General features: G+C 48.4%; 14 protein-coding genes. 1 reads left to right on the top strand and 13 read right to left on the bottom strand.

Annotated features, from left to right (window positions below; translation table 11 throughout):
• Nucleotides 1-190 precede the first annotated feature (190 nt).
• From HMPREF0673_RS01840 to HMPREF0673_RS01900, 13 genes are all read right to left on the bottom strand, one after another.
• The gene (locus tag HMPREF0673_RS01840; RefSeq protein ID WP_007897373.1) at nucleotides 191-1,270 is read right to left on the bottom strand and encodes an agmatine deiminase family protein; all 1,080 of its coding nucleotides are present in this window, start codon (nucleotides 1,268-1,270) and stop codon (nucleotides 191-193) included.
• Nucleotides 1,267-1,842, bottom strand: a complete 576-nt coding sequence (locus HMPREF0673_RS01845) for a hypothetical protein (protein ID WP_007897375.1) — start codon at nucleotides 1,840-1,842, stop codon at nucleotides 1,267-1,269. The genes HMPREF0673_RS01840 and HMPREF0673_RS01845 overlap by 4 nt, the downstream gene beginning before the upstream one ends.
• 16 nt (nucleotides 1,843-1,858) lie before the next feature.
• Nucleotides 1,859-2,278: a helix-turn-helix transcriptional regulator gene (locus tag HMPREF0673_RS01850; RefSeq protein WP_245544218.1), complete on the bottom strand. Its 420-nt coding sequence runs from the start codon at nucleotides 2,276-2,278 to the stop codon at nucleotides 1,859-1,861.
• 184 nt (nucleotides 2,279-2,462) lie between these two features.
• Nucleotides 2,463-3,893, bottom strand: a complete 1,431-nt coding sequence (locus HMPREF0673_RS01855; RefSeq protein WP_007897379.1) for an NADH-quinone oxidoreductase subunit N — start codon at nucleotides 3,891-3,893, stop codon at nucleotides 2,463-2,465.
• Between the two features lie 20 nt (nucleotides 3,894-3,913).
• The gene (locus HMPREF0673_RS01860) at nucleotides 3,914-5,401 is read right to left on the bottom strand and encodes a complex I subunit 4 family protein (protein WP_007897381.1); all 1,488 of its coding nucleotides are present in this window, start codon (nucleotides 5,399-5,401) and stop codon (nucleotides 3,914-3,916) included.
• Between the two features lie 7 nt (nucleotides 5,402-5,408).
• A complete protein-coding gene (gene nuoL, locus HMPREF0673_RS01865) occupies nucleotides 5,409-7,421 on the bottom strand; it encodes an NADH-quinone oxidoreductase subunit L (protein ID WP_007897383.1) in 2,013 nt (670 codons plus the stop codon).
• A 7-nt stretch (nucleotides 7,422-7,428) separates the two neighbouring features.
• Nucleotides 7,429-7,737: an NADH-quinone oxidoreductase subunit NuoK gene (gene nuoK, locus HMPREF0673_RS01870; protein WP_007897385.1), complete on the bottom strand. Its 309-nt coding sequence runs from the start codon at nucleotides 7,735-7,737 to the stop codon at nucleotides 7,429-7,431.
• A 3-nt stretch (nucleotides 7,738-7,740) separates the two neighbouring features.
• Nucleotides 7,741-8,259, bottom strand: coding sequence for an NADH-quinone oxidoreductase subunit J family protein (locus tag HMPREF0673_RS01875; RefSeq protein WP_007897389.1), 519 nt, complete (start codon nucleotides 8,257-8,259; stop codon nucleotides 7,741-7,743).
• A gap of 13 nt (nucleotides 8,260-8,272) precedes the next feature.
• Nucleotides 8,273-8,809 carry a NuoI/complex I 23 kDa subunit family protein gene (locus HMPREF0673_RS01880; protein ID WP_007897390.1) on the bottom strand — a complete coding sequence of 179 codons (537 nt, stop codon included), beginning with the start codon at nucleotides 8,807-8,809 and terminating at the stop codon, nucleotides 8,273-8,275.
• A gap of 137 nt (nucleotides 8,810-8,946) precedes the next feature.
• On the bottom strand, nucleotides 8,947-10,032 hold the full coding sequence (gene nuoH / locus HMPREF0673_RS01885; protein ID WP_007897391.1) for an NADH-quinone oxidoreductase subunit NuoH: 1,086 nt from the start codon (nucleotides 10,030-10,032) through the stop codon (nucleotides 8,947-8,949).
• 21 nt (nucleotides 10,033-10,053) lie between these two features.
• Complete coding sequence (locus HMPREF0673_RS01890) at nucleotides 10,054-11,625, bottom strand: NADH-quinone oxidoreductase subunit D-related protein (protein WP_007897393.1); 1,572 nt, start codon at nucleotides 11,623-11,625, stop codon at nucleotides 10,054-10,056.
• 18 nt (nucleotides 11,626-11,643) lie between these two features.
• Nucleotides 11,644-12,357, bottom strand: a complete 714-nt coding sequence (locus HMPREF0673_RS01895) for an NADH-quinone oxidoreductase subunit B (protein ID WP_007897394.1) — start codon at nucleotides 12,355-12,357, stop codon at nucleotides 11,644-11,646.
• A complete protein-coding gene (locus HMPREF0673_RS01900; RefSeq protein WP_007897395.1) occupies nucleotides 12,348-12,698 on the bottom strand; it encodes an NADH-quinone oxidoreductase subunit A in 351 nt (116 codons plus the stop codon). The genes HMPREF0673_RS01895 and HMPREF0673_RS01900 overlap by 10 nt, the downstream gene beginning before the upstream one ends.
• Before the next feature lie 1,400 nt (nucleotides 12,699-14,098).
• Between HMPREF0673_RS01900 and HMPREF0673_RS01910 the strand changes: the two genes are divergently transcribed.
• Nucleotides 14,099-14,683: a hypothetical protein gene (locus HMPREF0673_RS01910; RefSeq protein WP_005816332.1), complete on the top strand. Its 585-nt coding sequence runs from the start codon at nucleotides 14,099-14,101 to the stop codon at nucleotides 14,681-14,683.
• Nucleotides 14,684-14,690: the final 7 nt, after the last annotated feature.

Here is a 14,690-nt window from a genome sequence, read left to right on the forward strand (position 1 = left end):
ATAGCCTGACACAGTTTATTTTACACTCTCGAATTGTGCAAAATCTTTGCTCGTAATAAAGGTGCCATTAAATCAAGAATTAAAAAAATAAGTCAATAAGTGCCTAGAAGAAGTTCTGCTTACAATAGAGGGTGTAAGCAGTACTTCTTTTACAATCTTAGAGGATGATATTTCACGGCTCACTTATGTTCTAAAACCCAAAATATAAACGATCCAATTCCCTACTATAATTCTCAAGTTTTCTAGGATAATAGTCACCAAGGAATCGAATTTCATCAAAGCATACACTATTAGAGTCTTTCTGATACTTCTCTATGATAGAAATGAATCTTTTATCATTCTCTATATCGTGATGCAATTTGGACATATCTTCACTAATTGTCCATGAACAACAATTCAAAGCTCCACCCCATTTCTCGATAAATTCTTTCATCTGAACTTGAAAAATCCTTCCTCTATAATCAGGATATAAAGCAATAAACTGACCCATTGCTTCATTATCAAGTTTTGTATTGCCAATTCCTGGAACAATAATAACATCACGTGTCTGAAGAGCGTTGATATATGCCCAACTTAATTCGTTATATTCAGAAAGATTCAACTCTATAACATAAAAATGTTCCATCAAGATATTACGCATTTGAGTAGCAATACCATCATCATATACTGAAAGATTAGTTAACACTACAGGTTTGCCATCTTTTTGTGCGCCGACAAATCTTAAGATACCATCCGTATGCCCACAAACATCCTTTTTATCCCATGGCAACCATACTATAGTTATTTCATCAATAGTTGAATTACATTCTTTAGGTTTGAAAGAATCCCGAATTTTAGATTCTATCTCCTTTTTAGATAATCCTTCATTTTCTATCATCACCTTGTCTGTCATTACAATAAAGGATTTAGTGGTGTAAGTATCTGGTTGTTCTATTTCGCCAACAACAATATTTCCACCATCAATAACCAAAGAAGAATGATTGATGATAAAATTCTTATCTTCAATCTTATTCATCACTTTATCTACATCAGTAATGTATTTTTCCTTACCTTTCAGATAGTCGGGATTGTAGACAAATTGGGAGAAATAACCACATGCAAATTGTATCGGCATATAATCACGACACCAATAATCCTTAGTTAAAGGAAGCGTTTCATGCGCTACGTTATTAGCATCCAGAATTTCACAAACATCCTTATAGATATTGGGATAATCTGTACGTAGCAACTGTGAAAAAAACACTTTGTCTTTATATTGTTCTGTTATCATAGCTTTTCAACTCGTTTAAATCCCCATAATCTGTTGTCGTTTATATTGATTCGTTGCATAGGTTCTGCATGGCCCAGCGTTTCATCAGACTCATCTATCCATTCTATACTAAACTTGCCATTGCTTAGCATATTTGCTCCACCATATAAATCATACCAAAAATCATGAGGAGCCCAATTTTTTCTTTTTTCATTATTCTCCCATTCTTTTTCCCCAGGCACAATAGCTTTATAGCCTCTAATCAAGAAAGACGCATGATATTTCTTTTGTGGATCATCAAACAAAACATCAACGCCCGATGGATTTGGACATACAGCACCTAAAGCATAGCCAAATTCATCTTCCCCTTTCAGATATTTTTTTTCATCTTTAATATTGCCATCATCCTCGTGGTAATAAAATTCGATGCAGGTCAACTTTAGTTTATACGCATCCTTACAACCGCCATTAACAAGAAAATAGCCAGAGAAGAATGCTGCTTCAGCAATTTTCTTAAACTCTTCAAACAGGTTTGCTTCGCAACCATCAGCGCCTTTGAAAGCCTTTAAGGCTTGAAATAATCTTGATTCCATACTTATTGAATTATTTTTATTTGTAAACTTCTATTGTTTTCTCCAACCATTTATATATCTTCTCCTGAAGACTTTTGGGCTCTAACACTTTTATCATATTGCCAAAACTCATCAACTTCATATAGAAGTCATAGGTAGGACGCAGTGCCAATTCAAAATCGGCATAATCATCACATGCATAGATTTCTTTTTGCGAGTGATGCAACGGCAATGTGCGCATATAGTGCTGATGGCATTTGTCTGCCCTTAACACTATTCTCTGAAGCGGTACAGATTCATCCAATACAATACCAAAGTATTCTGCAAAATATTCTTTTGCACAAAAATCTTTTGGCAAGACAAAATGAGCATCTGTTAAGTTAACACCTTCTATTCTATCAAGAGAATACAAACGCAAGTAGTTATAGTCTACATTTCTTGCTAACAATAAGTTCACAAAAGAGTTTCTTTGATTCTTCCATAATAGTAGTATAATTAATTCAAATGCAAAGATACGCATTAGGTGTCTCAATATACGTTACAGGATAAAGAAAAATGGTCTGCAACTCGTGCTGAACGAATTGCAGACCATTATCCTTATTGTCGAGTTATTGAATTGCAAAACTCCTAACTCCTATATTCTACATCGCTGTAGCCGCTACGAGCCATCCGTAGACGCAGCTGCATACACCGAAGAGGAGTACGCCAGCGGTGCAGAGTGCGAGGGCTGTGCGTGTAGCGCAGTCGCTCTTGAACGGAGCGAGCGGAGCATCGGTCTTGTTGATGTACATGCACTTTACAATCTTCAGATAGTAGTAGAGTGACGGTACGGTGTTGATCAATGCGAGGAACACTACTGCGTATGCGATGTTAGAGCCCTGCTCGGCTGCTGCCATGAACACGAAGAACTTGCAGAACATACCTGCGAACGGCGGGATGCCTGCGAGCGAGAACAGAGCGAGTGTCATGAGGAACGAGAGCTTCGGGTTGGTGGTATAGAAGCCGTCGAATACAGACATCTCGGTGTTGCCCTTGCCGCGTGTCTCAACAACGTTGATGATGGTGAACACTGCCATGTTGGCTGCTACGTAGATGAGCACGTAGTACATGAGCGCCGGCAGACCCATTGCGCCGTTGCCTACCGCTGCAAGCATGATGTAGCCTGCCTGCGAGATAGAGCTGAACGCCATGAATCGCTTAAGCTCTGTCTGGCGGAGTGCGAAGAGGTTAGCGATGGTGATGGTGAGGACGATGACGATGTACATCAGCATCTCCCAGTACTCTACCATCGGTGCGAACACCTTGGTGAGGATTGTCATCAAAGCGAACGCTGCTGCGCCCTTAGACACTACGCTCAGATAGCCTGTTACGGCTGTAGGAGCACCCTGGTATGTGTCGGCTGTCCAGAAGTGGAACGGCACGAGCGAAATCTTGAAGCCGAGGCCGCTGAAGAAGAACACGAGGCCCATGATGGTGAGCGGTGTAGCTGTGATCTGCGCCATTACGTCGTCGAAGTAGAGTGTGCCGCAAGCTCCGTAGATGAACGAGATGCCGTAGAGCATCACGCCGCTTGAGAATGTAGCGGTGAGCACGAACTTGGCTGCGCCCTCTGCCGACTCCTTCTTGAACTTGTCGAAGGCAACGAGACATGCCATAGGCACTGATGCCATCTCCAAGCCGAGGAAGAACATGAGGAAGTGGCCCGACGAAATCATCATGTACATACCGAGCAAGGTAGAGATGATGAGCTCATAGAACTCGCCCTCCTTGTTCTGCACGTCCTTCTGCTCGAGCCACGACTGTGCCATCACTACCACGATGAACGCACCGGCTGTAAGGATAACCTTCATCACCTGCGCTGCTGCTGTGGCGGTGTAGAGTCCGGCGAAAGCCTCTGCAGGCTCTGCGGTGAAGCAGACTGCAATCTGAGCAACCAACAGCAGACCTGTCAGCAGGCTCAAGGTAGTATGTTTCTTCTCGCCCTTCAGGATGAGGTCGGCGAGGAATACTATCACGAGGGCTGCCATGAGGCCAGCCTCGGGTATCATATTAAAAAACTGACTATAATCCATTTTTTACTGCTGAACTGTTATTAAAGTGTTGGAATTACGCTGAGGATTGGTACTACGGCATCGCTGATAACATGGCTTGCCCAGATCGGGAACGAACCCAGACCTGCAACGCAGAAGATGAGGCAGCATACAGCGAAGCGCTCGTCCCATGTAGCGTCGGTGAGCTCCTCGAAGTGCGGGTTCTTCACCTTCTCGAAGAGGATGAAGCCCACGGTACGGAGGATGTACACAGCGGTCACAACGATTGAGGTGATAGCGATGACAGTGCAGCAACGGTGGAATGTGTCGGCATTCTCGAACGAACCGTTGAAGATGGTCATCTCGGCGATGAAGCCTGAGAAGCCCGGCAAACCGAGGTTAGCCAAACCTGCAATCACGTAGCCTACAGAGAGGAACGGCATAATCTTCATCAAACCGCCAAGCTCACGGATGTCACGTGTGTGTGTACGACCGTAGATCATACCGATGAGGGCGAAGAAGAGGGCTGTCATCAAACCGTGAGAGAGCATCTGGAGGATAGCACCCGTGCAGCTCACCTTGGTCATCATCAAGAGTGCGAAGAGCACCAAGCCGCAGTGAGACACTGAAGAGTAAGCGTTGATGAACTTCAAGTCGGTCTGTACGCAAGCCGAGAACGCACCGTAAACGACAGAGATGGTTGTGAGGATAAGGAATATCCAAGCCAAGTCGTTAGCTGCCTGAGGCAGGAGGAACATTGCGATGCGGAAGCAGCCGTAGCCGCCAAGCTTCATGAGCACACCTGCGTGGAGCATAGACACTGATGTCGGGGCGCAACCGTGACCGATCGGAGACCATGTGTGGAACGGGAACAACGCGCCGAGCACGCCGAAGCCGATGAACACAAACGGGAACAGCACGTTCTGAACAGCTGCCGGGATGTGGTTGTTGTGCGCAATCTCAAGGATGCTCATTGTAGAAGCACCGTTGAAGAAGTAGATGCCTACCAAGCCCAGGATGATGAGCGCAGAACCGCCCATAAGCATCAACGTAAGCTTCATGGCTGCATACTCCTTGCGACCCGAACCCCAGAAACCAATGAGAAGGTACATCGGGATGAGTGCCACCTCGTAGAACATGAACATGGTGAAGAGGTCGATCGAGATGAAGAAACCGTAAACACCTGTCGAAAGCAGAGTGAACCACATGAAGAACTCCTTTGTGAGGGGCTTGAGCTTCCATGAAGCGAATGTACCGGTGAAGACGATGATGCTCGAAAGCAGCAACATCACAACAGAGATACCGTCTACACCAACCTCATAGTTGATGTGCAAAGCCGGGAACCACGCAGTAGAGGCATGGAGAATCATCTCCTCGGTGTTGCCGCCAGCGCGCTCGCTGATGAAGTGGAGCGTGAGCCAAATGCTCATTGCCAAGAGGCAAGATGAACCGGCAACCATCACACCACGCACCTGATTGACGTTGCGTGCGATCCACAGACCGAGCAGCATCAACGCAGGGATTACTACGAATAAACTTAATATATTCATATTCTAATTATAAGCAAAGTAATAATAATGTTAAAGCTACCGTACCTGTGATGAACCAAACGGCATACTGGCGAACGTCGCCGCTCTGCCATGGGCGGATGGTCTCACCTGCCTCGTTAGCACCCCAAGCAGTGAAGTCGATAAGACCATTGATGATCTTCTCGTCGATCCACTGTACCGGACGGCTGACGTAGCGGAACAGAATCTTGTGAGTAACGAACTGGTAAACCTCGTCCATGTAGAAGCGCTTGTAAGCCCAACGATGCAGACGCGGGAATGTAGCGTACAGCTTGTCGGCGATAGGCTGCTTCTCACCCTTGTAGATATATGTGGCAAGGGCGATAGAGAGGATAGCGATCACTGTAGAGGTGGCAGCTACCTGCGGGTCGAAGTGAACGGTGTAGGCTGTGCCTGCTGCGCTCACGATAGAGCCGAAGCTTGCCCAGCTCCAGTCGCAGAAACCGCCGAGTGTTGTAACAACACCTACGCCTACTGTAACGATGCTCAGGAACACGAGCGGGAAGGTCATAGTAACCGGAGCCTCGTGCGGTGTGTGGTGAGCGTGCAGTTCCTTGTTCTCTGTACCCCAGAAGATGCCGTAGTAGAGGCGGAACATGTAGAACGCTGTCATAGCGGCAACGCCTGTCATCCACCAGCCGCAGAGCGGTGAGTACTCGAAGCAAGCAGTGATGATCTCGTCCTTAGAGCTGAAGCCCGAGAAGAACGGGATACCTGCGATAGCGAGGCAAGAGATGAGGAATGTGATGTGAGTGATAGGCATGTACTTGCGCAGACCGCCCATTGCAGACATCTCGTTAGAGTGAACAGCGTGGATGATGCAACCGGCTCCGAGGAACAGACAAGCCTTGAACATGGCGTGTGTGAACAGGTGGAACATAGAAGCCATGTAGCCAAGCTGTGCGTGGTTGTCAAGAGCCGCACCGTGATGACCCGGCAGACATACGCCGAGCGCTACCATCATGAACGCAATCTGAGAGATTGTAGAGAAGGCAAGCACACGCTTGATGTCGCTCTGTGCGCAAGCAACGGCTGCTGCGTAGAAGGCTGTGAAAGCACCTACGATAACGACTACCTCAAGAGCCTGCGGAGCGTACTCGATCCATACCGGGAAGAGACGTGCAATCTGGAACACACCTGCAACGACCATGGTAGCGGCGTGAATAAGTGCAGATACCGGTGTCGGACCTTCCATAGCATCCGGCAACCAGATGTGCAACGGGAACATAGCCGACTTACCTGCACCACCGATGAACATAAGCACGAGGGCTGTAGGCAGAATCATGCCGCCTGCAGCAAGAGCGCGTGCGCTGTCAGCAACGGTGAAGGCAGAAGCACCTGCGCCGTAAGCAATCTCTGTTCCGGTGAACGAGAAGTTGTAGCTTCCTGTGTAGTAGCCAAAGATGAGGATACCGATGAGGAAGAACATATCGGCGAAGCGTGTCACGATGAACGCCTTCTTAGAAGCGTGAACGGCTGCGTGCAGAGTGTAGTAGAAGCCAATGAGGAGGTAAGAGCTTACACCCACGAGCTCCCAGAACATGTACATCTGGAAGATGTTGGTAGCAAGCACGAGTCCGAGCATTGACATCGTGAAGAGAGAAAGGAAAGCGTAGTAGCGCTGGAAGCCTTTCTCGCCGTGCATATAGCCGAACGAGTAGATGTGCACCATAAGGCTGACCGTTGAGATGACGATGAGCATCATCACCGAAATCGGGTCGAGCAGCACACCGAGGTCGAAGTGCAGATGGCCCAGCGGCAACCATGTCACGTTGTAGGGAACGAAGGTTGCGAAGGTGCCGTCAGCAAGACGGTCGGCTGTGAAATACTGGAACGCTGTGTAGTAGCTGAGTACTGTCACCAAGCCCAAAGAGCAGGTGCCAATCAATCCAGCTGTCTTGTGCGACCAGGAATACTTCTTATTCACGAATTCTGGCAGACCGATAACCAGGAAGCTGATCAGCGGCAACAGAAGAATCCATATTGAATATGTAAAATCCATAATCTAATTAATATTTCATGTTTTCAATACTGTTCACCTGATCGCTGTGGAAATTGCGGTAAACGTTAATAATAATCGCGATAGCTACGGCGCTCTCTGCTGCGCTCACACCGATTGAGAAGAGGGTCATGAAGAAGCCCTCGAACTCGCCGGGGAAGAGCAGACGGTTGAAAGCCGCGAAGTTCAGGTCTACGGCGTTGAGCACGAGCTCTATAGAGACGAGCATGGCTATCAGGTTGCGGCGTGTCACGAAGCCGTAAACGCCGATGAAGAACAGAAGTGCGCTAAGCACGAAATAACATTCTACTGGTACCATAATTTACTTGTCCTCCTTTTCTTTACGTGCTACAACGATTGCGCCAATGATACATGCCAGCAGGAACACTGAGATGAACTCGAAGGGCAATACATACTGATACTTTTCCGAACCGAGAAGAGCCTCGCCGATGGTCTGCATGGGCACCTCTTTGCCTTCAACAAGGACAGAGATGAAACCATTCTTGAGCTGTACGCCGGCTACGGTAGCCAAACCTACGAGGCAGATGAGTGCGTAAGAGAGGGCACGGCAGCCCTTAACGCGCTCTACCAATCCCTGGAGTGTGCGCTTGCTGACGAGCTGCACGGCGAAGATGTACATCATCACCATACCGCCAGCATAAACGCTGATCTGCGCTGCACCAAGATAGGTGTAGTCGAGCAGGAAGTAGAGGCCTGCCACTCCGAGGAGTACGAAAAGCAGGAATGTGACCGAACGCATGATGCGCTTTGTGGTCACGCACATGACAGCCGATCCGAGGATTACTGCTGCCAAGATGCAAAACATTACTATACTTGCCATATTTTCTTACTCCTTATTTTGTTTTGGTGTTAAACGTTCCGATTTCGAAGTCTGCGCCGCCGTCGATGATGTTGGGCAGCGAGCCGCCCTCGTACACTTCCTTGTCGAGGTGAAGCACGAGTGCTTCGCGGTCGAATACCGAGTTCTCGAAATCGTTTACAAACTTGATTGCGTCGAAGTTGCAGGCGTTCACGCAAAGCTCGCAGAACATGCAGTCGCCGAGGTCGTACTGGTAGTCGACGAGCTGCTTTTTCTTCTTGCCTGTCTCCGGGTTCTCAACCATCTGCGACACAATCTTGATGGTGCCGTTCGGGCAAGCCTTCTCGCAAAGTGTACAAGCAGTACACTTCACGACGCCGTTCTCGTCGCGGTTCATCACCAGACGGCCGCGGTGGCGTGCTGCTACGTGCAGTGTGGTCTTGCGGTTCTCGGGATACTGCTCTGTGCTCTTCTTTGTGAGGAGCTCCTTCCATGTGGTCTTCATACCAATGGCGAGGGTTTTCATAGCCGACCCGATTTCTCCGAAATATGATTTTTTGTTTTCTTCCATTGTTTATTATTATTAAGAATTCAGAAGTGAGAAGTTATCGTTCCCTTTGGTCACTTGTAGTTAAGCCATAACCTTTTTTCCATATCAATCAGTACATTTGGCTTAACTCCTTAACTTCTTTACTCCTTAACTTCTAATTAAAAGTGCCAACCGAATGCCACAACTACAGTCATGAGAATCAAGTTGATAAGACACAAAGGCATCAAGTACTTCCACTCGAGCTTCAGAATTTGATCGACACGCAGACGAGGGAATGTCCAGCGCACCCACATAAGCAGGAACACTATGCCGAATGTCTTGCCGAGGAACCACACGATGCCCGGAATCATGTCGAGCACGCTGTCAACGCCGGCAACACCGATGTTGAACGGAGCCCAACCGCCAAGGAATACTGTGGCAGCGATACCTGAAACTACAAAAAGGTTGAGGTACTCGGCGAGGTAGTAGAAGCCGAAGCCCATACCCGAATACTCGGTGTGATAGCCGGCTGTAAGCTCCGACTCAGCCTCAGCCAAGTCGAACGGGCCACGGTTTGCCTCGGCGTTGCCTGCTACGAGGAACACGAGGAAGGCGATGATAGCCGGGATGTGTCCCTTGAAGATGAGCCAACCGAAAGCACCGGTCTGTGCATCTACGATGCCCGATACCTTCATTGTGCCGGTGAGCACAACGGCGGTGATAAGGCAGAGGGCGAGCGACATCTCGTATGAGATGAGCTGCACGGCGCCACGCATAGCCGAAACTACCGAATACTTGTTGTTAGAGCCCCAACCTGCCATGAAGATGCCCACGATGCCGATACTTGAGATTGCCGACATGAGGAACAGACCTACATTGAAGTCGAGCACCTGAGCACCATTATTCCACGGGAGGAACGAGAAGGTGCCTACGGAAGCTATAATCACGAGGAACGGAGCGATGTAGTAGAGCACTTTGTCGGCACCGTCAACAGAGAAAATCTCCTTGATGAGCATCTTCAGCACGTCGGCGAACACCTGGAATATGCCCCAAGGGCCTACGCGCATCGGGCCAAGACGGCACTGGAACCATGCGCACACCTTGCGCTCCATGAAGATCAAGATGATGGCGAGGATGGCGTAGCCTGCGAGGATGCAGACACCAACCAGGATGCACTCGATCAGTATTGTCCAGAAATCTCCAAGACCGCAGGTCACTGAGAGGAGATTGTGGAGCCAGCTTGTTATGTTACTAAAGTCAAACATTTCTTTTAATTTATGATTTCGTTAACGGTCGATGTCAGGAATTACGAAGTCGATAGCTGCACCGGTTGTGATGAGGTCGGCAATCTTCTGTCCGCGAAGCATCGGGTCGAGAGCGCCGGTCAGTGTCAGACCCATCGGGCGCATCTTCATACGGTAAGGACTCTTGTCGCCCTTAGAGTCGAGATATACGCCGAACTCGCCGCTGGCTCCCTCTACAGAGAAGTACCACTGTCCCTCGGGCACCTTGATGATTGGCTTCTGCTTAACGTAGAAGTCGCCCTCCGGAATGTTGTCGATGAGCTGCTCGATGATGTTAAGGCTCTGATAGAGCTCCTTGATGTGACAGTAATAGCGGTCCATAGAGTCGCAACCGGTCATTGTAATCTCCTCCCACTCTACCTTGTCGTAGAGGTCGTACGGGTGGCGCTTACGTGTATCGTTCTTCCAGCCTGCGGCACGTCCTGCCGGACCTGTCACGGCGTAGTTGATACAGTCTTCGCGTCCCATCGGGCCTACGCCAACCAAGCGGTTGTGTGTGATTACGTTGTCGCCGAACACGTCGAGATACTCCTGAATCATCGGACGCAGATACTTGCAGAGCTTCTTGGTGTTCTCTACGAACTTCGGGTCGATGTCTGCCTGGCATCCGCCGATGCGGTAGTAGTTCTGGATGAGTCGTCCGCCGGTGGTCTCCTCCATCACGTTGAGCACATGCTCGCGGTCGCGCATGCAGTAGAGGAACGCTGTGAGGGCGCCCAAGTCCTGCGCTGTACAGCCGAGGTAGAGCAAGTGGGAGTCGATACGCTGCAGCTCGTCCATGATGGTACGGATGTAGTGGATGCGGTCTGTAAGCTCAATGCCCATACCCTCCTCTATTACGCCTACGAGAGCGTGGCGGTGCATCATTGCCGAGAGGTAGTTGAGACGGTCGGTAAGAGCGAGTGTCTGCGGATAGGTCATGCCCTCCCACATCTTCTCGATGCCACGGTGGATATAGCCCAGGTGCGGGTAGATGCGCTTCACCTTCTCGCCGTCGAGAACGGTCTGCAAGCGGAGCACACCGTGTGTAGACGGGTGGTTCGGACCGATGTTCACTACGAAGTCGGTGTCCTCGAAGAGGCGCTTCTTTGTAGCTACGAGGCGGCCGTCGGCGTCGAGACTGTACACAACGGTGTAGTCAGACTCGGGCTCGTCGGTAAGTGGGAACTGGTTTGCCTCGGGGCTCATGTCGAAGTCCTTGCGCAACGGGTAGCCGTTGAAGTCGGTACGCAGGAACAGACGGCGCATGTCGGGGTGGCCCAGGAACTTGATGCCTACGAAGTCGTACACCTCGCGCTCGAGCAGCTCGGCTGCCTTCCAGAGCTCAACGACGGTAGGAATCACATCGCTGCCGTCCACCTTCTTTGCGATGGTGCGTACAGAGCAGCGCTCGTTGTTGTCGGTGTTCTCAAGAATGTAGATACATCCCAAGCCTTCCTCGCCGAAGTCCTCGCCGATGATGGTAACAAGGTAGTCGAAATGTTTCTGGTTCTTCAGTTTCGACATCTCACTCGCGAAATTGTCGAATGAGAGTTCTATGTTTTCAAGTTTCATATCTTATACCTTATTATATTAATCAGTTAGACCTTTCTTTGCATCGAAGCCTTCCGGCACCTCGTTCACTACGATTGTCTCGCGCTTTGCTTCGCTGGCGAGAGCCTCGTTGCTCAAGCCGTGCAGACCACCCTTCGACATAGAGAGTTCTTTCTCCTCATGTGTCATCTTGTGGTTTGCTCCACCGAAGAACTTCTCGACCTTCACCTTGCGCTGCAGCTGCATCATGCCGTAGAGGATAGCCTCCGGACGCGGAGGACAGCCGGGCACGTACACGTCTACTGGCACAATCTCTGAGATGCCGCGCACTACGTTGTACGAGTTCTTGAACGGACCGCCCGAGATGGCGCAACCGCCCACTGCCACAACGTACTTAGGCTCAGCCATCTCGTCGTAGAGACGCTTGAAGACTGGCGCCATCTTGTTGGTGATGGTACCGGCACACATAATCAGGTCGGCCTGACGAGGAGAGTTACGTGTCACCTCGAAGCCGAAGCGAGAGAAGTCGTAACGGGCGCAACCTACTGCCATGAACTCAATGCCGCAGCATGATGTACCGAATGTTAATGACCACAAAGAGTTGGAACGACCCCAGTTGATAGCCTGGTCGAGTGAGCCAACCACTACGTTGACGCCGCCCTCATGGAGCTCGTCTACGATTGTCTCAAGGCCCTTGTTGTCCTTGAACTCATCGTAAGGAATACTCTTGATGACAGGTTTTCTTACTTCCATTCCAACGCTCCTTTCCGCCAAGCGTATGCAAGGCCAAATACCAATACCAGCATGAAGAAACCAACGCTCGCAAGCGCCATTACTCCAAACTGCTTGACAACTACTGCCCACGGGTAGAGGAAGAGGGTCTCAATGTCGAACATAAGGAAAAGGATAGCAAAGAGATAGTAACCTACATGCACCGGAATCCAAGAAGATCCGCGTGTAGGAATACCACACTCAAAGGGCTGACCCTTAACCGGGTTGTACGAACGAGGACCTACGAGTTTCGCAACTACGTACGCACCTACTACCAATACAACAGCCGTCAAGATGACTGTGATTAATAAAATAGAATCCATAAAAATTTTTAAAACAATTTGTTTCTTTTTCTACGTAGAATACCGCTAAGTATTCGAATTGCAATTTTCAGTTTGCAAAGTTAGCAATAATAATTGGATTGTTGAGGGTTTTTACTTAAAAATATGTAAAGAATAAATGCATAGACTCTCCGCTTATGTCATCGTGCACCGAACGCAATCCAATCAGACAGCGGACGGAAACCGATCAGACGGCGGACGGAATCCAATCAGACAGCGGACGGAAACCGATTGGACGGCGAACGCAAACGGTAGGGGGTGCAGCTGTCTCAGCTGCACCAACCAAGCAAACTGGCAATCTATTGCAGCTGTCTCCACTGCACCAACCAAGCAAACTGGCAATCTATTGCAGCTGGCTCCGCTCGGCTTTGCCGCTTGCCAGAGCAAGAAGTGCACCAACCAAGCAATAAAGCCAACGATACTAATGTAGGAGGCTACGGCATTCCTGCCGTAGTCACGCAGTCCCTCAATACGAATATCCTTCCACTGATTGCTGATTTACAGCAGATTATTATGGTGCGAAAAAATAACAACGGATTTATCGGATTAAACGGATTCGCTGGGTGCGTTGAATCCGTTGCTATTTTACGCATTCAAATATAAAGTATATTGATAATCAGTTAGTTACTGTTATCAAGATACAAATGATATGCAAATGTAAGTATAAAACCATATAGAAAAAGTACAAATGGACATTACTTTGTATGATAACATCCTTTTCTACAGATTAAGGGTTAACACAATGTTATACTACTGATATTCAGCATATTGAAGCTGTTCTTCCTTGCATTCAACAAAGAGTGTTAAATTATATTAAATCCTACAGGGCAATTATGATTCGTGCAAAGATAATATTTTGCAGTCAAAGGAAGAAAGACTTCTTGAACCACTTCTATGGTTCTATACTTCTGTTTCTGACGTAAGCTGACCCGTACGGTTTTCGGGTTTTAGACGGACATATATACAGTTTACTTTAGGTTAGCATATATATAAGAGCTAACCAAGGTAAACTAAAGTGTTTTTGTCCTGTAGATACTGCACTTTGTGGACTCTTTTCTCCTTTGACTGCAAAAACCTCTTATAGCCTTATCTCCACCTATAACGTCACTTCACACTGCTGTACCATGCAGTCTGCCATGTACCACCCCATCGGGCTTTGATAAGAATTGTGTTGCAAAGGTACCTGTCATGGCGTTCATCCTGCAAGGTCGGTGCCTGTGGTTTGTCCGTGAAATCTCCACGCTCTGATTGTGGCAGAGGTAGTATTTGACGGCAAAACCTTGCATTGATGAGCCATAACACCTTTTGGGGCAACATAATTCTTTAATCAATCCCGATGGTAGTTGGTTCTACATAAGGGAAGAAAATAAAAATTTTATCTTATGGCTAACATTTGCGACACTCAGTACAAGGTGACAGGCTCACGCAAAGCCGTGGCAGACCTTTGGAACACACTCCAAGAGTTGGAGGTGAACAGTAATAATGTGTATCTGTATCTCTTGGCAGAACACTATGGCATTGACTACGAGAAGAAAGGCATCTCGGTGAGAGGACACATCTATTGGGCAGAGTATGAGGAGAACGTGGAAGACGATTATGCCCTCTTGTCCTTTGACACCGAAAGTGCTTGGTCTTCATGCGACTTGTTCTTTGAGGAGGTGAACAAGGCACTTGGCGATGAACTTTCAATCAGTTGGCGAGAGGTTGAGCCAGGTTGCGACATCTTCTATACGCACGATGAGAACGACTTCTTCCCCGAAGAGTGCTACGTCACTGCATACGGAGAACTCTTTGAGGATTGTGAGGGTGCTTACTCCACCTTTGGTGATGCTATCAAGTTGTGGTGTGAGAAGACTGGTGTCTCACAGGACGGAAGAAGCGAACAGAAGATGATTGACTTCATCAATGAATACGAGTATGAGGCAGAGGACACGAATTTCTGCATCAATCCAATCACATTCGGCTAACAAGGAG

This window comes from Leyella stercorea DSM 18206 (assembly GCF_000235885.1).
Classification (GTDB): Bacteria; Bacteroidota; Bacteroidia; order Bacteroidales; family Bacteroidaceae; genus Prevotella; species Prevotella stercorea.